23 protein-coding genes and 1 tRNA gene are annotated in these 21,689 nt (G+C 67.6%); 14 read left to right on the top strand and 10 right to left on the bottom strand.

What is annotated here, in order from left to right:
- Window positions 1-92: 92 nt before the first annotated feature.
- A complete protein-coding gene (nth, locus tag RHOSA_RS0101940) occupies window positions 93-752 on the top strand; it encodes an endonuclease III (RefSeq protein ID WP_037255525.1) in 660 nt (219 codons plus the stop codon).
- 75 nt (window positions 753-827) lie between these two features.
- Here the strand turns inward: nth and RHOSA_RS23910 are convergent, their stop codons facing one another.
- From RHOSA_RS23910 to RHOSA_RS0101925, 3 genes are all read right to left on the bottom strand, one after another.
- Window positions 828-1,376: a hypothetical protein gene (locus RHOSA_RS23910; RefSeq protein WP_156092463.1), complete on the bottom strand. Its 549-nt coding sequence runs from the start codon at window positions 1,374-1,376 to the stop codon at window positions 828-830.
- A 23-nt stretch (window positions 1,377-1,399) separates the two neighbouring features.
- Window positions 1,400-2,218 carry a bactofilin family protein gene (locus RHOSA_RS23905; protein ID WP_051431699.1) on the bottom strand — a complete coding sequence of 273 codons (819 nt, stop codon included), beginning with the start codon at window positions 2,216-2,218 and terminating at the stop codon, window positions 1,400-1,402.
- 158 nt (window positions 2,219-2,376) lie between these two features.
- A complete protein-coding gene (locus tag RHOSA_RS0101925) occupies window positions 2,377-3,111 on the bottom strand; it encodes an EI24 domain-containing protein (protein ID WP_027287366.1) in 735 nt (244 codons plus the stop codon).
- A gap of 268 nt (window positions 3,112-3,379) precedes the next feature.
- On the opposite strand from RHOSA_RS0101925, the gene RHOSA_RS0101920 reads away from it, so the two are divergent.
- The 4 genes from RHOSA_RS0101920 to RHOSA_RS0101905 all read left to right on the top strand — a co-directional run bounded on the left by RHOSA_RS0101920 (window position 3,380) and on the right by RHOSA_RS0101905 (window position 8,630).
- Entirely contained in the window at window positions 3,380-4,375 is a 996-nt protein-coding gene (locus RHOSA_RS0101920; protein WP_027287365.1) for an adenosine kinase, read from the top strand.
- A gap of 111 nt (window positions 4,376-4,486) precedes the next feature.
- Window positions 4,487-6,334 (top strand): translational GTPase TypA, encoded by a 1,848-nt coding sequence (gene typA, locus RHOSA_RS0101915; protein ID WP_027287364.1) that lies wholly within the window; start codon window positions 4,487-4,489, stop codon window positions 6,332-6,334.
- A 295-nt stretch (window positions 6,335-6,629) separates the two neighbouring features.
- Window positions 6,630-8,057: an AmpG family muropeptide MFS transporter gene (locus tag RHOSA_RS19765; protein ID WP_051431698.1), complete on the top strand. Its 1,428-nt coding sequence runs from the start codon at window positions 6,630-6,632 to the stop codon at window positions 8,055-8,057.
- Window positions 8,058-8,105: 48 nt separating this feature from the next.
- Complete coding sequence (locus RHOSA_RS0101905; protein WP_027287363.1) at window positions 8,106-8,630, top strand: O-acetyl-ADP-ribose deacetylase; 525 nt, start codon at window positions 8,106-8,108, stop codon at window positions 8,628-8,630.
- A 107-nt stretch (window positions 8,631-8,737) separates the two neighbouring features.
- Here the strand turns inward: RHOSA_RS0101905 and RHOSA_RS0101900 are convergent.
- Window positions 8,738-8,813 (bottom strand) — tRNA-Ala (locus tag RHOSA_RS0101900).
- 376 nt (window positions 8,814-9,189) lie between these two features.
- Between RHOSA_RS0101900 and RHOSA_RS0101895 the strand changes: the two genes are divergently transcribed.
- From RHOSA_RS0101895 to folD, 3 genes are all read left to right on the top strand, one after another.
- Entirely contained in the window at window positions 9,190-9,510 is a 321-nt protein-coding gene (locus RHOSA_RS0101895) for a YggT family protein (protein ID WP_027287362.1), read from the top strand.
- 18 nt (window positions 9,511-9,528) lie between these two features.
- Window positions 9,529-9,864 (top strand): DUF167 family protein, encoded by a 336-nt coding sequence (locus RHOSA_RS0101890; protein ID WP_027287361.1) that lies wholly within the window; start codon window positions 9,529-9,531, stop codon window positions 9,862-9,864.
- Window positions 9,865-9,979: 115 nt separating this feature from the next.
- Entirely contained in the window at window positions 9,980-10,918 is a 939-nt protein-coding gene (gene folD, locus RHOSA_RS0101885) for a bifunctional methylenetetrahydrofolate dehydrogenase/methenyltetrahydrofolate cyclohydrolase FolD (protein WP_051431697.1), read from the top strand.
- 32 nt (window positions 10,919-10,950) lie between these two features.
- On the opposite strand, the gene RHOSA_RS19760 is transcribed toward folD, so the two are convergent.
- Complete coding sequence (locus tag RHOSA_RS19760) at window positions 10,951-11,331, bottom strand: DUF3253 domain-containing protein (RefSeq protein ID WP_027287359.1); 381 nt, start codon at window positions 11,329-11,331, stop codon at window positions 10,951-10,953.
- Window positions 11,332-11,482: 151 nt separating this feature from the next.
- Here RHOSA_RS19760 and RHOSA_RS0101875 point away from each other — a divergent pair, with 151 nt between their 5' ends.
- Window positions 11,483-12,190, top strand: a complete 708-nt coding sequence (locus RHOSA_RS0101875; protein WP_027287358.1) for an NnrU family protein — start codon at window positions 11,483-11,485, stop codon at window positions 12,188-12,190.
- Between the two features lie 11 nt (window positions 12,191-12,201).
- On the opposite strand, the gene RHOSA_RS0101870 is transcribed toward RHOSA_RS0101875, so the two are convergent.
- Complete coding sequence (locus tag RHOSA_RS0101870; RefSeq protein ID WP_027287357.1) at window positions 12,202-13,065, bottom strand: class I SAM-dependent methyltransferase; 864 nt, start codon at window positions 13,063-13,065, stop codon at window positions 12,202-12,204.
- A gap of 146 nt (window positions 13,066-13,211) precedes the next feature.
- Between RHOSA_RS0101870 and RHOSA_RS0101865 the strand changes: the two genes are divergently transcribed.
- Window positions 13,212-14,417, top strand: a complete 1,206-nt coding sequence (locus RHOSA_RS0101865) for an MFS transporter (RefSeq protein ID WP_027287356.1) — start codon at window positions 13,212-13,214, stop codon at window positions 14,415-14,417.
- Window positions 14,418-14,459: 42 nt separating this feature from the next.
- Here RHOSA_RS0101865 and RHOSA_RS0101860 read toward each other — a convergent pair whose 3' ends face one another.
- Both RHOSA_RS0101860 and RHOSA_RS0101855 read right to left on the bottom strand, forming a co-directional pair.
- Window positions 14,460-15,152 (bottom strand): response regulator transcription factor, encoded by a 693-nt coding sequence (locus RHOSA_RS0101860; RefSeq protein ID WP_027287355.1) that lies wholly within the window; start codon window positions 15,150-15,152, stop codon window positions 14,460-14,462.
- A gap of 166 nt (window positions 15,153-15,318) precedes the next feature.
- A complete protein-coding gene (locus tag RHOSA_RS0101855) occupies window positions 15,319-16,200 on the bottom strand; it encodes an alpha/beta hydrolase (protein ID WP_027287354.1) in 882 nt (293 codons plus the stop codon).
- A gap of 284 nt (window positions 16,201-16,484) precedes the next feature.
- On the opposite strand from RHOSA_RS0101855, the gene ribA reads away from it, so the two are divergent.
- From ribA to RHOSA_RS0101835, 4 genes are all read left to right on the top strand, one after another.
- Window positions 16,485-17,648, top strand: a complete 1,164-nt coding sequence (ribA, locus tag RHOSA_RS0101850; protein WP_027287353.1) for a GTP cyclohydrolase II — start codon at window positions 16,485-16,487, stop codon at window positions 17,646-17,648.
- Window positions 17,649-17,833: 185 nt separating this feature from the next.
- Window positions 17,834-18,934: a hypothetical protein gene (locus RHOSA_RS23900; protein WP_051431696.1), complete on the top strand. Its 1,101-nt coding sequence runs from the start codon at window positions 17,834-17,836 to the stop codon at window positions 18,932-18,934.
- A 56-nt stretch (window positions 18,935-18,990) separates the two neighbouring features.
- Window positions 18,991-19,518 carry a L,D-transpeptidase family protein gene (locus tag RHOSA_RS0101840; RefSeq protein ID WP_027287352.1) on the top strand — a complete coding sequence of 176 codons (528 nt, stop codon included), beginning with the start codon at window positions 18,991-18,993 and terminating at the stop codon, window positions 19,516-19,518.
- A 22-nt stretch (window positions 19,519-19,540) separates the two neighbouring features.
- Complete coding sequence (locus RHOSA_RS0101835; RefSeq protein ID WP_027287351.1) at window positions 19,541-20,119, top strand: hypothetical protein; 579 nt, start codon at window positions 19,541-19,543, stop codon at window positions 20,117-20,119.
- Between the two features lie 15 nt (window positions 20,120-20,134).
- Here the strand turns inward: RHOSA_RS0101835 and RHOSA_RS0101830 are convergent, their stop codons facing one another.
- Both RHOSA_RS0101830 and RHOSA_RS0101825 read right to left on the bottom strand, forming a co-directional pair.
- A complete protein-coding gene (locus RHOSA_RS0101830; RefSeq protein WP_027287350.1) occupies window positions 20,135-20,803 on the bottom strand; it encodes a YggS family pyridoxal phosphate-dependent enzyme in 669 nt (222 codons plus the stop codon).
- A 34-nt stretch (window positions 20,804-20,837) separates the two neighbouring features.
- The gene (locus RHOSA_RS0101825; protein ID WP_027287349.1) at window positions 20,838-21,674 is read right to left on the bottom strand and encodes a sulfotransferase domain-containing protein; all 837 of its coding nucleotides are present in this window, start codon (window positions 21,672-21,674) and stop codon (window positions 20,838-20,840) included.
- Window positions 21,675-21,689 lie beyond the last annotated feature (15 nt).

Here is a 21,689-nt window from a genome sequence, read left to right as displayed (position 1 = left end):
AAGATATGGCCCACCCACCGGCCCGGTAAACCCATCGCCATACCCGCGCATGGCTCTTGACGGCTGCACGAGGATTGCTGACAAGCGCAGCCATGGCACGCACGAAGCTGAAAAAGGCCGAAATCCACGCGCTGTTCGCCCGGCTGGCGGAAGCTTTGCCGGAGCCGACCACGGAACTCGACTACAAGGACCCGTTCACCCTGCTGGTGGCCGTGGTGCTCTCGGCGCAGTCGACCGATGTCGGGGTCAACAAGGCCACCCGCACCCTGTTCGCCGAAGCCGACACGCCCGAGGCGATGGCCGCCCTGGGCGAAGAAGGGGTGAAACGGCACATCAAGACGCTCGGCCTGTTCAACTCCAAGGCCAAGAACGTCGTCGAGCTATCGCGCGCGCTGTCGCAAGAGCACGGCGGCGAACTGCCACGCGACCGCGCCGCATTGGAGAAGCTGCCGGGGGTGGGGCGCAAGACCGCCAACGTCGTGCTCAACACCGCCTTCGGGGAGCCGACCATCGCGGTCGACACACATATCTTCCGCGTGTCCAACCGCACCGGTCTGGCCCCTGGCAAGACGGTGCGCGAGGTCGAGGACGAGCTGGTCCGGGTCGTGCCGTCCGAGTTCGCCCGCGACGCCCACCACTGGCTGATCCTGCACGGCCGCTATACCTGCAAGGCGCGCAAGCCCGACTGCCCCAGCTGCCGGATCGCCGATCTGTGCAAGTTCAAGGAAAAGACGCCAGCACCGGCAGGGTGAACCCACGGCACAGCCGTAACCTCGCTAAAGCGCTCTCCGCCGCCGCGCGCAACAGGTTCGCCGGTCGTCCGCCTGCTACCCGGTTACCGCCAAAGCCCGGCGTTGCAGCAAGGTACGCAGGCAAGCCTGTGTGTCCTGCGGGGTCGCGTCCACGGGATCACGGGCTTCCAGATGCCGCACGACCTCGCCGTCCGGATCGGAATAGAGCACAAGGTCGAGCACGCAGGTCCGGGTGCGGTACTGCCAGACGCGCGCGGGCCCTTCCTGCCGGATCCGGGCCGGAGCGCCAAGCTCCGCATCGACGTCCGCGGCCGACAACGCGATAAACCGTTCCGGCCGCGCATCGACCATGGATGGCCAGCTGTCGGCTTCGGGCAAGGCCGCCGTCTGCGGAACCGGCATTTCCGGCCGCTCGGCCGCCGCGTCCAAGGTGGATGGCGTCACAGCCTCCTCGGGGGCGTCCTCCCGCGCATCGCTCTCGCTCCGCCCAAGTTCGGCAAAGCTGGCCATCACCCGATCCACGTGCGTCTGTATGTCGGATGGCATCTGCAGCGACGCGCAGCCGGACAGCGCGATCGCCAGCAGCAGGGCCGCCACCGGGCGGATCAACCGTGTGTACGCCACGACGCGCCCCCTTAAGCGACGCCTCAGTGCTCGCCGCGAGCCGGCGCGCCGGCGCCGTTGGCATAGCCGCCAGCGGTAGCACCACCCGCCGTTGGGGCCGCACTGTCATCACCAGTCGATACGCTGTTGGTGTGATGCGCGGTTTCGGCTTCCTGCTCGCTCAACTCCATCAGCGTGCCGCCGATCCGCCCACCGCTATCGATTTCCAGGTTCTTGTACTTGATCTCGCCATGGATATGGCCGGTGGCGTGGACGTGCAGACGCTCGCGCACGGTGAGCTTGCCTTCGAACCGCCCGGCGATCTCCGCGCTGTCGACCGTGGCCGAGCCCTTGAACAGACCGGACTCCTGGATATCCAGCATCTGCGTGCCGTTCAGTTCCGCCTCGACCGTGCCTTCTACGACCAGCGTGTCGCACGCGTAAATCTCCCCGGACAGGGAGATCTCCTTGCCCACCAGAAGGCGCTTGGCATCCGCCGGCTCGCTCGTGCGCGCCTGACTGGTCGCGGCCGAGCCGGTAGCCGGGCTGGACGACGCCGCGGCGGCGGCAGCGGTCTGCGCACGCCGGCCGGTCTCCGGTCGCACCGGCGGGGTCGGCTGGCGGTTCAACACGGCGGAAGCATCGGGACGCGACGGCCCCTGCTTGGCCGCGCCGGGTTGCGGGTGTCCGGCCTGCGCTCCGGCACCGCCGAGGCCCGAGGGCGCGCTCGCGCGCTGGTCCTGCGGTGCGGCGGCCGGTCCAGCCGATCCCGAGGGCCCCTCGCCGGCCGACGGGTCGACCTTAGGCTCCTCCCAGCTCGGCTGCGCCGGGCGATTGGCCTGATTCTTACGCTTGTTGAACATCGCGGACCTTCCAAACTTCTCGCTGCGCGCCCGTTGCCGCACGTGACCGGTTGCGGGCCTGTTCCCCAGCCCCACGATGCGGGGCCTTTTGTTCCGGCGAGGCCCGTCTACAGGCCCCTCATCCTTTGTCGGCGACGCGCCCCCGCCGCCCGGTGGCGTCAGGCAGCGGCAGCGCGCGTCGCCGGCAGCCCGGCGTTACGGCGCAGGCGCTCGAAGACGTGGACCATGAACGCTGTCGCCACCACCGGCGCCAGCAGGTTCACCAAGGGGATCGTGAGCATCACCGTGATGATCACCCCCGCCGCCGTCAGCCGGCCGCGATGGCGGCGGCGCAGCGTGCGGACATGGTCATGAGTCAGGCGGCGCACCGCCACGACCTCGAAATACTCACGCCCCAGCAGGTATCCGTTGAGCGCGTAAAACACGATAACATTCAATGGGGGTATAAAGGATAAGATAAGGTAAACAGGCAGAATCACGACGTTAAGAATGATCGTCGTGAATGCAAGCGAGACGGCATCGCGCACGCCTTCCAGGATCGGTTGATCATGGGCCTCGGGCAGGTCGCGGTAGTGCTTGCGCTCGACCACGCCAGCGGCGTCCTCCAGGAAAAAGCCCTGGGTCATTCCCATCACGGCCGGGAACAGCAGGAACGACGCGATCAGCACGGCAGCCAAGCCACCCAACTCGACCAGCGTCTCGATCAAACCGCCCCAGAAGCCGTCGGTTCCGATATAGGCCACCAGACCGCCGCCGGCCCAGTCGAGCAGCCACCACGACAGACCCCACAGTCCCGCGAACACGACCACCGCCAGCGCAAGCGCGCGCCAGACGATCTTGCGCAGATCGGCATCGCTCAACTGGCCGATCGCTTTGATAACGCCCTGAATCATGGCTTCGGCTGATAACCCCCTGTCGACGCACCCGCAAGGGGCGCTGGCGACCCGCGCGGAATGGCTGCCGGTTGCGCGGCTCCGCGCCCAGTGCATGTCGGGGGATTGTGCACTGCGGTTGTTCCAGGCGAAACCGCGCGTATACTCGCGCCTGCACGCGCGTCACCGATCCCGATCGGCGGCGCGCGTTTCGTAAGCGCCCCGGCGGAGAGCACCGGGCGCGGTTGCACCACGGATCACCGGCGACACGGGCAGCGGAACCAATAGGATGAGCGAACTGCGCATCGACGTGCTGGGCATCGGCAACGCGATCGTCGACGTGATCGCGCGGTCCGACGAGGCCTTTTTGAATCAACACGAGCTGCCCAAAGGCGGCATGACGCTGATCGACAGCGATCAGGCGCATCGCCTGTACGAAGCGATGGGCCCGGCCACCGAAATGTCCGGCGGCTCGGTCGCCAACACCATGGCGGGCCTAGCCAGCCTGGGCGGGCGCGGTGCCTTCGTTGGCAAGGTGCGCAACGATCAGCTGGGCGGTATCTTCCGCCACGACATCCAGGCAACCGGCGTGGAGTTCGAAACCCCATCGGCGAACAGCGGGCTGCCGACCGCGCGCTGCCTGGTGTTCGTGACCGAGGATGCCCAGCGCACGATGGCGACCTTCCTTGGCGCCAGCACCGAGCTGGGCCCGGACGACCTGGATCACCAACAGATCGCAGACGCGAAGATAACCTACCTGGAAGGCTATCTGTGGGACGCCCCGGCCGCCAAGCAAGCGTTCGTCGAAGCGGCCAAGGCCGCGCACGCCGCCGGCAACCGGGTCGCCCTGTCGCTGTCCGACGGTTTCTGCGTCGACCGTCACCGCGAGAGTTTCCTCGACCTGGTTGAGAACCACGTCGACATCCTGTTTGCCAACGAAAGCGAGATCACCAAGCTGTATCAGGTCGATCACTTCGACGACGCCCTGCAGCACGTCCGCGGCCACTGCGAGGTCGCCGCTTTGACCCGCAGCGAGAAGGGGTCGCTTGTGCTTTCGGGTGAGGATGTCCACGTGGTGGATGCGGCGACGCCGACGCGCCTGGTCGATACCACCGGTGCCGGCGATCTTTATGCCGCCGGTTTTCTCTACGGCTTTACCCAGGGCTACAGCCTGCCCGACTGCGGCCGGATCGGCGCGGTCGCAGCGGCGGAGGCGATCTCCCACGTCGGCGCCCGGCCGGAGATGCCGCTGAAGGACCTGATCGCGCAGGCTATGCGGGACTGACCCAAGCACCCGCGCCCTTCCAGTCCAGAAAAACCGGAAGCCGCGCGACCCAAACCAACGCACACACGTACACGTAGGAACGTCGCAAGAGACGTTGTAAGGACACCATTCATGAGCGAACCGATCCGCGAGGGCGCGCCCCGCAACCTCGCCATCATCGCCCACGTTGACCACGGCAAGACCACCCTGGTCGACCAGCTGCTGCGTCAAAGCGGCACCTTCCGCGAGAATCAGCAGATCGCCGACCGGGCGATGGACACGAACGACCAGGAGCGTGAGCGTGGCATCACCATCCTGGCCAAGTGCACCTCGCTGATGTGGAACGGCAACCAGATCAACATCGTCGACACGCCGGGCCACGCCGACTTCGGCGGCGAGGTCGAGCGCATCCTGAACATGGTCGATGGCGTGCTGCTGCTGGTCGATGCGGCCGAAGGCCCGATGCCACAGACCAAGTTCGTCACCATGAAGGCGCTGGCCAAGGGCCTGAAGCCGATCGTGGTGGTCAACAAGGCCGACCGGCCGGATGCCCGCGCCTGGGAGGTCCAGGAAGAGGTGTTCGACCTGTTCACCGCGCTGGAAGCGAACGAGGAGCAGCTCGACTTCCCGACCGTGTTCGCCAGCGCCAAGGAAGGCTGGTCGGCGCTGGAGCCGGACGGCGAGCGCCAGGACATGGCCCCGCTGTTCGAGAGCATCCTGGAGCGCGTGCCCCAGGCCCACGGCGACGAGACCAAGCCGTTTAAGCTGCTCGCCACCGTGCTCGAGGCCGACCCCTACCTGGGCCGGATCCTGACCGGTCGCGTGCTCGAGGGCACGGCCAAGCAGAACATGCAGGTCAAGGCGATCGCGCGCGACGGCTCCAAGGTGCTGGAAAGCGGCCGCCTGACCAAGCTGCTCGCCTTCCGCGGCCTGCAGCGCGTACCGGTCGAGGAGGCCCAGGCGGGCGACATCGTCTGCATCGCCGGCCTGAGCGAAGCCACCGTCGCGGATACGATCTGTTCGCCCGAGGTCACCGAGCCGATCCCGGCCGACCCGATCGACCCGCCGACCCTGTCGATGACCTTCTCGATCAACGACAGCCCGCTTGCCGGCAAGGAGGGCGACAAGGTCACCAGCCGGCTGATCCGCACGCGCCTGCTGCGCGAGGCGGAGGGCAACGTCGCGCTCGACATCAAGGAAAGCGCGGACAAGGAGTCCTTCGAGGTCGCCGGCCGCGGCGAACTGCAGCTGGGCGTGCTGATCGAGAGCATGCGCCGGGAAGGCTACGAACTGTCGATCTCCCGGCCCAAGGTGATCTTCCAGCAGGATCCGAACACCGGCGAAACGCTGGAGCCGATCGAGTACGTCCAGATCGACGTCGACGACGAGCACTCCGGCACGGTGATGGAGAAGCTGCAGCAGCGCCGCGGCGAGATGGTCGACATGAAGCCGTCCGGCGGCGGCAAGACGCGGATCGCCTTCCGCGTGCCGGCGCGCGGGCTGATCGGCTACATGGGCGAGTTCATGACCGACACCCGCGGCACCGGCCTGATGCACCGGGTGTTTGACGGCTACGCGCCGTTCAAGGGCTCGGTGCCGGCGCGGCGCAACGGCGCGATCATCTCGCAGGCACAGGGCCAGGCGACCTCCTACTCGCTGAACAACTTCGAGGATCGCGGCACGCTGTTCATCGATCCGGGCGACACCGTTTACGAGGGCATGGTGATCGGCGAGCACGCCCGGCCGAGCGACCTCGAGGTCAACCCGGTGAAGGCCAAGCAGCTCACCAACGTGCGCGCCAGCGGCAAGGACGAGGCGATCAAACTGACCCCGCCGGTGCGCATGGCGCTCGAGCAGGCGATGTCCTACATCGCCGACGACGAGCTCGTGGAAGTGACCCCGACCGCGATCCGTCTGCGCAAGCGCACGCTGGATCCCAACCAGCGCAAGCGCGAGCAGAAGGTGAGCAAGGCCGGGTAGCTGCGGCTTTTCCATGCTGCTGGTGATGCGGATCCGCATCACAAAAGCAGGCATGAAAAACGCGAAGGGGCATGAAGGCGACCGTTCTACGGCGGCGCTTTCATGCCCCTTCTTTTCGTTCAAGCGGTCCAGCCGTGATTGCGAATCGTCTCTGCGCCAACAGAAGACGCAGGGGACCAACCGGGCCCTCTTCGGCACAGACTGCGCGCCTTAATACCGTCACAACGCTGGCAATGGCCTAGGTGGCGCCGGAAGGGGTATACCAGCCGCGCTACCGAGGAAGGGATCGCGGTCGATGAGTGCGCCCGGCGGGTCGCCGACGGACACGCCCAGCCGTCTGGGAAGCTGGATTCAGGCCGCCCGGGTCTATCTGCACCCGCGCGTCGCCGGACTGCTGTTCCTGGGCTTTTCCGCCGGGCTGCCGTACCTCTTGATCTTCGCCACCCTGTCCACCTGGCTGCGTGAGGCCGGGGTGGCCGCGACCACGATCGGCTTCTTCTCCTGGACCGGGATCATGTTCTCGGTGAAGGTGATCTGGGCGCCGGTGGTCGACCGGATGCGGTTGCCGCTTCTGACCCGACTGTTGGGCCCGCGGCGCAGCTGGATGCTGCTGGGGCAAATGGGCGTGGCCGCCGGACTCCTTGCGGTGGCGGCGAGCGATCCCAGCACCGACATTCCGCGACTGGCGGTCGTTGCGGTGCTGATCGCCTTCTTCTCCGCCACCCAGGACGTCGCGATCGACGCCTACCGGATCGAGGCGGTGCAGCGCGCGGTGCAGGGTGCGATGGCCGCGGCCTACGTCCTAGGCTACCGCCTGGCGCTCCTGGTCGCCGGCGCGGGCGCGCTCTACCTCGCGGAGTTCGTCTCCTGGCCGGCCGCCTATACCGCGATGGCCGCCTGCATGGGGGTCGGCATCGCAACCGTGCTGGTGATCCGGGAGCCGGAGAAGCGGACCGACCGCGCCGCCGAACTCGGCGAACGCCTGCCCGACCGGCTGATGGCGGCGCGCCTGCCGGAAACGCTCCGGCGTGCGCTTGCCTGGCTCTACAGTGCGGTTGCCTGTCCGTTCCTCGACTTCTTCGGCCGCTACGGCAAGGCGGCGCTGATGATCCTGGCGTTCGTCGCGCTCTATCGCTTGTCCGACCTCACCATGGCGGTGATGGCGAACCCCTTCTACATCGACCTTGGCTTCACCAAGACCGAGATCGCGAGCATCACCAAGGTGTTCGGCTTCGCCATGACGATTGTGGGCGCCTTCCTGGGCGGCATCCTGGTGGCGCGGCTGGGCGTGCTGCGGCCGCTGGTGATCGGCGCCACGCTGGTCGCGCTCACCAACCTGCTGTTCGCGCTGATGGCCCAGCTCGGCCCCGACATCCGGCTGCTGACCCTGACGATCAGCGCGGACAACCTGGCTGGTGGACTTGCCGGGGCGGTGTTCGTCGCGTACCTCTCGTCCCTGACATCGACCGCCTACACGGCCACGCAGTACGCCCTGTTTTCCTCGCTGATGACCCTGCCGGGGAAGTTCATGGGCGGCTTCGGCGGCATCGTGGTGGACACCCATGGGTATGTCGACTTCTTCCTGATCGCGGCTGCGATCGGCCTGCCGGCGATCGCACTCGCGCTCTGGGTGATTCACCGCAGCCCGCACGGCCAGGCGGCGAGCCCGACAGAAGCAGAAGAACCAACCGGCCAGGGAACCGCGTCCAACGTCCCGCGGTGAGCGCGGCTTCCGTCCCTGACCGCAAGGTCGAAAGCGGAGGCAGCAATCATGAGCGACAGCGTGGATGCGCGCATCGAGGTCACTCAGGGCGACATCACGCAGCTTGAAGTCGACGCCATCGTCAACGCGGCGAACAAGCAGCTCGCCGGCGGCGGTGGGGTCGATGGCGCGATCCACCGCGCCGCCGGCCCCGAGCTGAAGGACGCCTGCCGGAAGATCGGCGGCTGCGCCCCCGGCCAGGCGGTGGTCACGCCCGGCTTCAAGTTGCCCGCCAAGCACATCGTACATACCGTAGGCCCGGTCTGGTCCGGCGGCACCGCGGGCGAGGACGAAACGCTCGCCCAGGCCTACCGCAGTTCGCTCAAGCGCGCGGCGGAGCACGACGCCCGCACCGTCGCCTTCCCGGCGATCTCGACCGGCGCCTACGGCTTCCCACTGGAGCGCGCCACCCAGATCGCGGTCGACACGGTGCGCAGCGTGCTTGGCGAAATGGAGCAGCCGGAAAAGGTGATTTTCTGCTGTTTCGATGCCGAAACGAAGGGCGCGTACGCGCAAGCGCTCGAGCGCAACTGACCCGCGCGCGAATTTGAGCCGGATCGCATCCATACCTAAGGAGGATCGGCCGTCCCGCCGTCTCACGCACTCAAAGCAGCTTTTCGGGTAAACGGAAGCGGGGAAATTGGTGGAGCCGGCGGGACTCGAACCCGCGACCTCTAGAGTGCGATTCTAGCGCTCTCCCAGCTGAGCTACGGCCCCACGCTGTCGCGCCGTGTAGGGCGAAAAACCGCCCACCATCTTCGGCGCACCCCCATGTAGCCTGCGTTGGGCTTGGACACAAGGGTCGGATAACGCCCACCGATGCTGGGACGGCGGGCTGTCGGGCGCGGAGCATGCAAATCCGGCCCCGGCGGATCAAGGGGCGATTTGCGCTGACCGCTCCCGCAACATCAATCGCCGTACATTTCGGCATCGCCACGGCATCGAGCCCGCGCTTGTCTCGCCTTTCGGCGGCGACTAGATTGTCGCCGGCTTTTGGGTTGGTCGCACGCCGGGCGTGCGGCGCACCCCGCGCAACACCGCCGCTAGAGCCGTCCGGCTCTCCATTCCCAAGCTCCCGAGAGGCAGCCCCTTCATGGTCATCCTGGGCCCGCTGATCGAGATCATCATCGTCGCGATCGATCTCTACATCTGGGCGATCATCATCTCCGCCATCCTGAGCTGGCTGATCGCCTTCGACGTGATCAACACGACCAACCGCTTCGTCTACACCGTCCTGGATTTCCTGGGCCGGGTCACGGAACCCGCGTTGCGGCCGATCCGCAACATCATGCCCAACCTGGGCGGCATCGACATCTCACCGATCATCCTGATCCTGGGCCTGTTCTTCGTGCAGCGGGTGCTGGCCAATCTGCGCTACGAAATGATGGCCGGCGGCGGCATGGGCGGCATGTAGGTCGCCCCCGCACGCAAGATGGCCGATCCCCACCCCTGGCGCGTGGTCGCCGACGGCCTGAGCGTTGACCTGCAGGTTACCCCAGGCGCCAAGGCCGATCGGGTCGATGGGATCGAACAGCAGGCCGACGGGGCGCCTGTGCTGCGGGTGCGGATCAAGGCGCCACCCGCCGACGGCAAGGCCAACCAAGCGCTGATCAAGCTGCTCGCCAAACGCTGGGGGCTGGCCAAGTCGGCCGTGACGCTCACGGCCGGCGCGGGCGCGCGGCGCAAGCGCCTGCATCTGGCCGGCGATCCGGATACCCTGGCCGCGCGCCTGGCGGCGGAGCTGCCGCCCGGGGGACAAGACGGGTGAGCGCCAACGTCGGTCCGAAAGGGTTCGATGGCGGTTTCGGGCGGGTGCGGCGACCCGTCGCGCCGGCACAGTTCCGCATCAGCAAACCGATAACGGGCAGTGGAGAGATCATCTCATGACCCAGGCACGCGCGTCCGAGACGGCGCAGTCCCAAGGCGAGAGCGCCCAACTGATCGACGGCAAGGCCTATGCCGCCGACGTGCGGGCCCGCGTCGGCCGGCAAGTCGAACAGCTGCGTGACCAGCACGGCATCCAGCCGGGCCTTGCGGTCGTGCTGGTGGGCGAGGACGCGGCCAGTCAGGTCTACGTCAACATGAAGGCGAAGAAGACCGGCGAGGTCGGCATGCAGTCGTTCCAGCATCGCCTGCCGATCGACACCGACGAGCAGACCCTGCTGGACCTCGTGCATCAGCTAAACGCCGACCCGAACGTCCACGGCATCCTGGTGCAGCTCCCCCTGCCCGATCAGATCGATTCCGAAAAGGTGCTGGCGGCGATCGATCCGGCGAAAGACGTCGACGGCTTCCATGTCGTCAATGCCGGGTTGCTGAGCCGCGGCCAACTCGACCGCGCGCTGGTCCCCTGCACGCCGATGGGCTGCCTGATGCTGCTGGAAGATCAGTTAGGCGACCTGACCGGACTGAACGCGGTGGTGCTCGGCCGTTCCAACATCGTCGGCAAGCCGATGAGCCAGTTGCTGCTGGCGCGCAACTGCACGGTCACGATCGCGCACTCCAAGACCAAGGACCTCGCGGCCGTCTGCCGGAACGCGGATATCCTGGTCGCCGCGGTCGGGCGCACGCGCATGGTTCCGGGCGACTGGATCAAGCCGGGCGCGACGGTGATCGACGTCGGCATCAACCGCCTGCCACCCGAGCGCGAGGGCGAGAAGGGCCCGCTGGTGGGCGACGTCGACTTCGACAGCGCCAAGCAGGTCGCGGGGGCGATCACACCCGTGCCGGGCGGTGTCGGCCCGATGACGATCGCCGTGCTGCTCGCCAACACCGTCACCGCCTGCTGCCGCGCCCACGGTATCGCCGAGCCGACGGTTTAACAGCCACCCTCATATAGACGCGGCGCGGCAGATCAGCTGTCGTCGCCGCGCTCCTCCGCCTCGACCGGCAGGCTAAGCCGGACCACACCCTTGACCGGCACCGTCGGATCGACCGGCTTGCCTTTGCGCAGGATCGAGATGCGCCCCTGGCGGGCGAGGTTCTTGGCCTGCTGACGCACCGCCGGCAGGTACTTGCGCCAGAGGTCCGGCGGATCGGTCGGCTTGCGGCGTTCCTCCGCGAACGACCGCGCGACCTCGCTGGGGCAGATCGACTTGCCGGGCCCGCGCTGCTCGATCAGGCGCAGGATCTCGCCCGCCAGGGGATCGCTATCCTCGGTACGTTTCGGGCGGTTTGGGTCCTCCGCGCCGGGCGCGGCGCTGGGCTCGTTGGAAGGGTCGTTTTGGTCGGTCATCGCGGCAAAAGGTCCTGATCAAGGGTCGCCGGGCTTGCGGCGGCGGCCCGGCTTGTCGCACGGTTCCGCCCGGCGCCACAAGACCGGGCGCGCCCCTGCCCGCGCGCCGCGCCATCGCCCAGGATCCACTTCGGAAAGCCCTACCGCCACGATGTTCGGAACCCTCGACGCCCTGTTCGCCGCCACGGTGTTCTTCGTCGGCGGTCACTTCCTGCTGTCCAGCCAGGCGCTGCGGGATCCCGCGGTGCGCTTCCTGGGCGCGCAGGGGTTCACCACCGTCTATTCGCTGGCGATGACCGGTGCGCTGTTGTGGCTGGTCCTGGCCTACGGCACCGCCCCGGCAATCCCGGTCTGGTATCCGCCGATCGAGCTTTATTGGATTCCGACGGTGCTGAACGCGCTCGCGGCAATCCTGGTGGTCGCGGGCGTGACCACGCGCAGCCCGACCCTGGTCGGCGGCGACCAGCGCGCGGCCGATCTGGGGCCGGAAGATCCGGCGCCCGGCATCCTGCGGATCACCCGCCACCCCTTCCTGTGGGGCACGACGCTGTGGGCCTTCTCCCATCTGTGCGTGAACGGCGACGCGGCATCGATGGTGGTGTTCGCCGGCCTGCTGATCCTGTCGGTGGGCGGGATGGTGCACATCGACCTCAAGCGCCAGCGCCAGATGGGCGCCGGCTGGGGGCCGATCCAGCTCACCACCAGCCTGGTCCCGTTCGCCGCCCTGATCGCCCGGCGGACCCGCATGGACTGGAAGGGTCTGGGGCTGTGGCGACCGGTCCTGGGCTTGGCGGTCTATGCCGCGGTGATGCATCTGCACCCCTGGCTGATCGGGGTCAGCGCCCTGCCGCCGCACTGAGAACAAGACCGCTACAGCCGGCCCGCTGTCTTCTCCAGCCACAGGCTGCTGGGAATCGCCTCGGACTCCGTCGGCAAGCGGCCAACCGTGCCGGCCTGAACCCGGTCCGTCATCCGGGTGGCCGCGTAGTGGCTGGCGAACAGCACACGCCAGCCGGATGTAAGGATCGGCGCAATCCCGGACTGCTCGTTGTAGCCGCGCCAGGCCCAATCGGCTGGATAGTCGTCCGGCAGGAAGATGTCGTGCAGATGCACCAGCGCGCCTTGCGGCAGGTGCGCCAGCAGTTGGGTCAGCACCAGATCGACGTCGCTGCCTGGCGCCAGCACGTGGCTGGAATCGATAAACAGCAGATCGCCCGGCAGCAGCTCCGCGACGGCCGCCAACCCGGCCTCCTGCAGCGTTTCCTGACGGAAGTGAACCGGTTGTCCTTCCAGGGTCGCGCGGGGCGCCGGGTCGATGCAGGTGATCTGCGTTTCCAGCCCGCCATCGCGCGCCGCCCGCGCCAGGAAGCGGGTTGAATGGCCAGACCCGACCTCGACGATCCGCCGGGGCTTGCGCGTGCGCACGACCGTGTAGGCCATCGCCGCATCCAGTGGCGCGAACCAGCCCTGGCGCCAGCGTGGCTCGGGCGGACCGCCCGTCTCGGGAATCGCGCGCAGTTCGGTGTCGAGCCCATCCAGCGTATCCAGCCAGCCGCGCATCGCCGGCTCTCGCCCGCGCAACAGCTCGCCTTGCTGGGGATAGGCGTCGCGGCGTCCAGGCTCAGGCAGGCGGTCGGCATGGCGATAGGGGATGAAAATCCCACGCGCCTTCAGGCCAAGCACGGTGGACAGGCCGAAAATCAGGCGGCGCAAGGTAGGGCGGGCAGCGGTCATGGAACCTCTCGGGGCGGACTTCATCAGGAGATCGCGCACGCCATCCTGCCATGCCGACCGGCGGTCGCGGCAGTGACGATCCCGCGACGGGCATGTATGTCTCGCGGAGCCACGTGCTCCCAGCCCGTTTCCGTTCCGGATATGCAATGACCGAACGCAGCAACTGGACCGGCATCGCCTTTGGCCTGACCATCGCCTGCTACGCCGCGTTCCAGCAGTTCAAGATGCCCCCCGCCCTGCCCTTGATGCTGGAGGCTTACAGCTATGATTCGCGGCTGGCTGGCGGGTTCATGTCCGCCTACGCGGTCGCCGGATTGCTGCTCTCGCTGTTGCTCGGACGGACGATTGCGCGCCGCGGCGCGGGCATGCCGGTCGCAGCCGCGCTGGCGCTGATGACAGCGGGCGTTGCCCTCACACTGGTCCTGCCGCAATCGGGGGCGAGCGTGCTGGCGGGCCGGCTGATCGAAGGGGTCGCGTTCACCGTGCTGGCCATTGCCGGGCCCGTGCTGGCCAACGCCAACGCCAGTGAAAAGGCGCTGCCGCTCGTGGTCGCTGCGACCGCGGCCTGGATTCCGGTCGGTCAGCTGGTCGCGGTCGGAGCCGCAGGCCCGGCTTTCCATCTGACCGGCTGGTCCGGCCTGTGGTGGCTCGGTCTGCTGCTGACCGGGGCCTTGGCCCTGTGGCTGCTGGCCTTGCGTCTGCGTGGCGGTATCGACCTGGGCGGCCAGCAAGGAGAGACTGATAAACCGACACGAAGCGATCAACGGCTGGAGCGCACGCAGGGTCTGTCTCTCGCCCTCGCGGCGGCCGTTTTTATGCTCTGGTCGGGGCAGTATTTCGCCTACATGACCTGGCTGCCGCAGGCCCTGGTCGATTTCGGTCTTGATATGGACAGCGCCCTGCTCGGCTATGCCGTGCCGATCGCCATCATGCTGCCGTCGATCCTGGCGACCGGACGGCTGTTGCAGCGAGGCATCCCGATCGGCCGGCTGCTGGTGATCGGGCTTGGCCTACAGGCAGCAACCTGGGGGCTGGTGCCATTCGCCGGCGCGGACGCGTTCGGGGCGCTGACCCTCGGGCTCTACGGCATCGGGGCCGGCATCGTGCCGACCTGCCTGTTCGCCGCCCCCAGCCGGATCGCCGGGCGGGGCCAGGCGAACGCGCGTGCCTTCGGCATCCTGATGACCGGGCGCAATACCGGCGTTCTGGCCGGCCCGATCCTGCTGGCCGAAGCATTCGAGCTGACCGGCGGATGGACTTTGGCCGCCCCGATCCTGGGCACGATCACCGCCGCCGCGCTCGCCCTAAGCCTGTTGCTCAGCCTGCGGCTGTCACGGACGGCACCGGCATAACGGGGGAACGGTAGCCACCGTAGGCGTGCTGCGAAAGGCCGCCTACGGCACCAGCCGATAGCCCCCGATTTCGGTCACCAGGATTTCGGCGTTGGCGGGGTCGGCCTCGATCTTCTGACGCAGGCGATAGACGTGGGTTTCCAGCGTATGCGTGGTGACAGCCGCGTTGTAGCCCCAGACCTCGCCCAATAAGGTGTCGCGGCCGACCGTCTTGTCGCCGCTGCGGTAGAGATATTTCAGGATCGCCGTTTCCTTCTCGGTCAGGCGGATCTTGCGTTCCTGGGTATCGAGCAGCAGCTTCGCCGCCGGCTTGAAGGTATAGGGGCCGATCGTGAAGACGGCGTCCTCGCTCTGCTCGTGCTGGCGCAGTTGCGCACGTAGTCGGGCCAGCAGCACGCCCAGGCGGAACGGCTTGGTAATGTAGTCGTTGGCGCCGGAATCGAGCCCAAGGATGGTGTCGGCGTCGCTTTCCGCCGCCGTCAGCATCACGATCGGGCACGAGACTTGGTTGCGCCGCAGGATGCGACAGACCTCGCGGCCATCCATGTCCGGCAAACCGACGTCGAGCAGGATGGCGTCGAAATGCGCCGCCTTGGCAAGGTCGATCGCCTTGGCGCCGGTTTCGGCTTCCTCGGTGACGAACTCTTCGTGCAGGCGCAGCTGTTCGCCGAGCGATTCACGCAGCGTATCGTCGTCGTCCACCAGCAGGATCTTCTTGCCCGTCGCGGCGGTCATGCCTGGTTCCTTGCGACTGTCCTGGCCCGGAATTGCGGGGTCGTGGATCTGCGCGCCCGCCGAATTCGGCATTACCACCACGGCTCCGGGTGCGCAAGCTGGCCCCAGCCGCCGCTTGGTGGGGATCACGCGACCGTGTCCGGCGGGTGATCGGCTGGCAGGAAAGCTACTCCAGGTCGCCGCGCGCGATCAGCCCGGCAAGGGCCTGATGCAACGGGTGATCCGGAGCGCCCAGCGTCTCGACCACATCGAAGTGGTGGCGGCCCGGCAGATCCACCGCACCCGCCCGCAGGCCGGCGCCGCGCCAAGCGGCCAGGAACTCCTCCTGCTGCAGCAGGAATTCGTTGGTTTCCGCGCCCCCCACGGCGAGCAGCAACGGCCCCGCATCCGTCGGCAAGCTGCGGCGCGGCGACCAGGCGGCGACCTCATCCGCATCCAACCCCAATACCGCCTGATGATAGCTGAGCCGGATCGGCTCCAGATCGTAGACACCAGACAGCGACAACGCGCCCTTGACCAGATCGCGCGGCAGGCCCCGCTGCGCCGGCCAGTCCCGATCCAGCGCGCTCACCGCCAAGTGCCCGCCGGCGGAATGGCCGGCGACGAAAATACGCTCGGGATCCAGGCCCAGCCGACCGGCATGATCGTGCAGATAGGCAAGCGCGGCGCGCACCTGCTCGATCATGTCGCCGATCTTGGCCTTGGGCGCGAGATCGTAATTGAGCGACGCGAAAGCGATGCCCTGATCGACAAACGCAGGTGCGAGGTCGCTGTGGTGACCCTTGTCGAGGGCCTGCCAATAGCCGCCGTGGATGAACGCCAGTACGGGGGCAGCCGTCGCCCCCGAAACCGGGAAGAGGTCCAGCCGCTCCCCCGGCGAGGCACCGTAGGCAAGATCGATCAGTCCATGGCGCCGACCGCGCACGGCCGAGCTGTCCCGCGCCCAGCGTTCGATGAAGTCGGCATGATCCGGCCAACGGGCGCGCAGATTCACCTCCGCATCCAAACGCTCCTGATCCCAGTCGCGGTAGATGATCTCGGCCATCATGTCGGTCTCCTGCCTGATCCGGTTGCTTCGCGGCCGTTTGTTCTGGACAGCCTTCCGCGCATTGTCGCGCTTGCGGCGACGCTGCGTTGCCGGCCAAGCGCGTGCTTTGGACCGTGCTACACCTTTGCGCATCTGGCGCGAAGCCCTACCTGAGAGGCAGGCCGTGTCCATGACAGCCTGCCCGCAACACAGGCCCGGATGACAGGCCGGTGCACCGGCGGCTAAGCTGCCTTGGCTATCGTTCCCTTTCCCAACAGATCGCCGCACAGCATCACCCGACCCGCATGAGCCAGCAGCCCGCCCAACCAACCGACCCCGTCCCGACGCAGCCCCTGGATGCCGCCACCCGCCGGCGAGTCGACCGGGCTATCGGGGAACTGCGCCGCGGCGACCCGGTGCTCCTGACCCTCGAAAGTGGCGAAGCGTTGCTGGCCCTGGCAGCGGAAGAGGCCGGCCCCGACGGCGCGCAACGCTTGCGAGCCTTCGCAGGCATACTGCCGGCACTGACCGTCACCGCCTGGCGTGCCGCCGCCCTGGGTTTGAACGCGCCCGAAGGCGCCCAAGCGGTCGACCTGCAGATCGCCAGCGACACCCCGGAACGGACGGCGGCCGCGCTGCTTTCCCTCGCCGATCCAACGGCCCCGGCCGAACGCAGCCTGCCGACCGTCGATCGAATCGCCACGGCGGATCTGTTGGCGACGCATGCGCTCACCCTGACCAAGCTAGGCCGGCTGCTGCCCGCCGTGCTGGCGGTGCCGGCCCCGTTGAACGGACAGGATCCGGACACCTGGGCCAGCGCGCACGATCTGCTCCGGGTCGCAGCCGACGACCTACCGAGGGAACTGGCGAGCGCCGCGGCGGACCTGCACGCGGTAGCGGACGCCCGGATCCCATTGGCCGGCGCGGAAGATGCCCGGGTCCACGCTTTCCGTCCACGCGACGGCGGACCGGAGCATCTGGCGATCGTGATCGGCCAGCCGGACACCAGACAGCCCGTGCTGGTCCGGCTGCATTCGGAGTGCTTCACCGGCGACCTGCTGGGCAGCCTGCGCTGCGACTGCGGCGATCAGCTGCGCGGCGCGATCCACGCGATCTCAGAAGCCGGCGGCGGCGTCCTGCTGTACTTGGCTCAGGAGGGTCGGGGCATCGGCCTGGTCAACAAGCTGCGCGCCTATCGCCTACAGGACGCCGGCATCGACACGCTCGATGCGAACAACGCGCTCGGCTTCGACGCCGACGAGCGGGTCTTCGGACCGGCCGCCGAGATGCTGCGCCAGCTCGACATCGGCGAAGTCCGGTTGTTGACCAACAACCCAAGAAAGGTCGAAGCCCTAACGGGGTCCGGCATCCAGGTACGCGATCGGGTGCCGCATGCCTTCCCGTCAAACGGCCACAACGAACGCTACCTGGCGACCAAGGCCGAGCGGTTCGGCCACCGCTTCGACTAGACCACGCCACGTCGCTCTTTGCCGGGCCGACACGGCAGTTTCTACCGGGTAGCGGCGCACAGTGGCGACGCACGCCTGGTCGACACACCGGGATTCGGGGATTCCGCCTGCTGGCACGCGGTTTGCTTACATGAGGTCACACGATCGCCGATCCCTGTGACCTCGAGGCCGAGCCCAGCGCGCCCATGCCGATTTCCTTCCCCGTCAATCACGCGCAGTCGGACGTCCGCTCCGAGCACAGCGACCCGTGGGGCGACCTGCGCCGCTACGAGCAGGCGAAAGCCAACGGCACCGCGCCGGAAGCCTCGTTCGACGACCTGCTGGACGTCATCAACCCGTTGCAGCATCTGCCGGTCGTCTCGACGATCTATCGCGAGATCACCGGAGATACGATCCAGGGTGCGGCACGGGTCGTCGGCGGCGGGCTGTACGGCGGCGTCGGCGGCTTCGTCGGCGGGCTGGTGAACGCGATCGCGGAGGAAGCTACCGGCAGCGACCTGGGCGAACATGTCATGGTCGCACTGGGCATGAGCGAGGGCGAGACGCCCGCTGAGGAGGTTCAGGTCGCCCAGGCCCAGCCTCAGCCCAAGGCGCAGGAGTCCAAGGCCGAGGAGTCGGCTGTCCCGCCGGCGTCCCCCACGCAGACGGCCGCTCAAACACCCACCAAGACTCAGGACACCGCGGCACAAGAAGCCCGCCCGGCCGCCGATGACGCCGCCATCGCGGGCGGTGGGGCACTCACGGGTATGGCCGCGCTGCGCGCCTTCGCCCGAGATACCGGCGCGGCGGCCACGGCCGCCCAGGCGGATCAAGCAGCCGCCACCCGCAGCCGAGCCGAGCTGCAAAGCCGCCAAGAGGCGCGGGCGACGCCGGGACGCGACAGCATGCCGCAGGCCGACTCCGAAAGCCGCCCGGCTTCCAACCGCACTGCCCCGAGCAGTTTCATGCCGCTGGGCGACCGGGCCGCGTTGACCAACATGCGGGCACGGACGAGCACTGCCGCCCTGGCCGCCCAGACGGACCCACTCGGCGACCGGCGTTTGCAAGGCGATCCGCGCGCGGTGCCGACACCGGCCCACACCAGCGCCGGCACGGGCTCGACCGGGGGCGAGAGCCGCCCGTCGGAGGCGACGTCAGCGTCATCCCAGGCGCAAACGTCCCAGACACAAACGTCCCAGACGCAGGCATCGCAGCCGAACCCGGCCGCTGCCGCGGCGCATGGCGATCTGGCGGAGCGGATGATGCGCGCGCTGGAGAAATACGAAACGATGCGCGAGGCGCAATAAAACGCACTGAGCCGCCCCCCTGGCACAGATAGCAATCGCCCGCTAGCGTGGGCATCATGGATGTGATCGTCGAACCGACCGCCCAGGGCTGGCAGGTTCGCCTGCCGGATGGACGCGCGTTTGCCTGTGCCGTTGGCCGCGGGGGTGTTGGAACCAAGCGGGGCGAGGGGGATGGCATGACCCCGGTCGGCCGTTGGCCGGTACGCCGGGTGCTCTATCGCCCAGATCGCATCGCGCCGCCCTCGACGTCCCTGCCGATCTCCGCGATCGATCCCACCGATGGCTGGTGCGACGATCCGAACGATCCCGCACACTATAACCGCCCGGTGACCAAGCCCTATCCCGGCAGCCACGAGGACATGTGGCGCGACGATCCGCTGTACGATCTGCTGGTGATCTTGGGATTCAACGATGACCCGCCGGTCGCGGGCGCCGGCAGCGCGATCTTCCTGCATGTTGCGCGGCCCGGGTTGGCGCCGACGGAAGGGTGTGTTGCGCTGCCCCGAGAGGCACTCCATATTGTGATCAGCGCATTAACCCCCGCGAGCAGGCTGGACATCCGCCCTGCCCCCTCGCACCCGTAGATACGCCATTGCAGAGATGAGAATGAGATCGACCCGTTTCGCGCCGCGCGCGCTCGCCCTCGCCCTGCCCCTCTTGAGCCTTGCCGCTTGTGCCGGCACAGGCGTGGTGGTGAACGATTCGCGCCAGTCAGGCTACGATCCGTCCCTGATCGCCGATGCCGCCAGCCGCGGCGGCATGGCGCTCGAGATCAAGGGACAGCCCTTCCCCGGGGCGGAAACACGCTTCGCCGAGGTTGCGGCTGAGGCGTTGAGCGAATCGCATCCGGGGCCCGAGTTCACCGTCTTCGCGACTCCGGCGGATGCCCCCGAGGGGCCGGTACGTACCGTGATCGTCGCCAATCCGGATGCGACGGTGACTCCGGCAAACGCCTGTACCGCGAACGTGTCCGGCTCGGCTGTCGAGGCGGGCGACACGCTTGCCGTGACGGCAGCGCTGTGCCGCGGGGACAAGGCGGTGACCCGGATGACCGGCCGCGCCATCGACGTCAACGGCCCGGACGATCCCAAGGTCGACCAGCTGTTCCGCCAGATCGGCCAGCAGCTTTATCCGCGACAGAACGAGAGCAAGCGGGACGACCGGGGCGACGACGCCTGGCCCTGAAACCGGTAACGGGCCTCAGCCCGCCCGCGCGCCGAACAGGGCCGAGCCGACGCGCACATGCGTCGCGCCCAACTGAACGGCGGTCTCGTAATCGCCGGACATGCCCATCGATAGCTTGGGCAGGCCGTTGCGCGCGGCGATCTTGGCCAACAGGGCGAAATGCGGCGCCGGCTCTTCCTCGGCCGGGGGAAGGCACATCGCACCCACGATGGGCAGATCGAGCTCGTCCCGGCACCAGGCGATGAAGGCATCGGCGTCGCCGGGCGCGATACCGGCCTTTTGCGGTTCCTCGCCGGTATTGATCTGAACGAACATCTGGGGTCGGCGGCCCTGCTTGGCGATTTCCTTGGCCAGGGCCTTGGCGACACTCTCCCGGTCGACGCTGTGGATGGCGTCGAACAGCTCGACCGCATCCTTCGCCTTGTTCGACTGTAATGCGCCGACGAGGTGCAGCTCCAGGTCCGCAAGCGCAGCGCGCCGCTCGGTCCAACGCTGCTGCGCTTCCTGCACACGGTTCTCGCCGAACACACGCTGGCCGGCGTTGAGCGCGGCCTGAACCCGCTCGTCGGGCTGTTTCTTGCTGACCGCGATCAGCGACACGTCCGCGGGATCGCGGCCGATGCCGCGCGCCGCGGCGGCGATCTTGTCGCGGGTTTCAGCGAGGCGGGCGGCAACTTCGCTCACCGGAGCGCTCCCTTCGGTTTGAGACGAGCGGGCGTCACAGGTAGCCGAACCTGCGCATCACCTCGCCGTGGTCGCGTTCGATGCGGGCAACCTGTTTGGGGGAAAGCTGTTTGCGCCAACCTCCCGCCTTGCCGGAACGGAAGAAGCGTTCCGAATTGACCGAACGCTCGACGAAGTCTTCCTGGCTCTCCATCTCGCGCAGCTTCGAGAAGCTGGTCCACTCGACCACCTGTTGAATCCGTGCGCGATCCTTGGACAGGCCCAGGCCCATGCCGATTTTCGTGAAGTACTTGATCGGGTCGCGCAACAGGTCCTCGTAGCGTACCGAAAGCCGCTTGCGGGTCTCCCCCGACATCCAGGAATCGACGTGCATCGACCAGGTGCCGAGCTTTTCGAACACCTGGCGACCGGGCATGGGGGCGGTTTCCGCGGTCGGTTCCGCCATGCAATCCAGCATTTCGTCGATCGTCACGCCCCAGTGGTCGGCGCCGGAAATCACCACATCGCGCGGATCGCGGATGATGTAGAGGAAACCAAGCGTCAGATCGTCCCGGATCAGCGGCTTGTCGTGGAGCAAGCCGTGCAGGTTGTGCGTCTTGATGAAGACGTCGTTTTTGTTGACCTCGGTGATCCGTTTCTGCGCCTTGGGCCGCAGCTCCATGATCTCCGGGTGGGACAGATCTTCGAGCGAGCTCTGATGCCCTTTCAGCAGCGGCAGATACCACGCGATGTTGGCTTCGCTGGCGCAGGCTTCGCCGATCTCGTTCAGCGAAAGCGGATGCTCCTTGGCCATCAGCAGGTTTGCCAGGAACGCCCGCATCCAGGTGTTGCCGGATTTGGGATAGGACGCGACCCAGAAAATCTTAGGCAAAACGGCGGTATCTCC

Source organism: Rhodovibrio salinarum DSM 9154 (genome assembly GCF_000515255.1).
GTDB classification, from domain to species: Bacteria; Pseudomonadota; Alphaproteobacteria; order Kiloniellales; family Rhodovibrionaceae; genus Rhodovibrio; species Rhodovibrio salinarum.
This window is presented reverse-complemented; position numbering and strand designations above follow the sequence as displayed.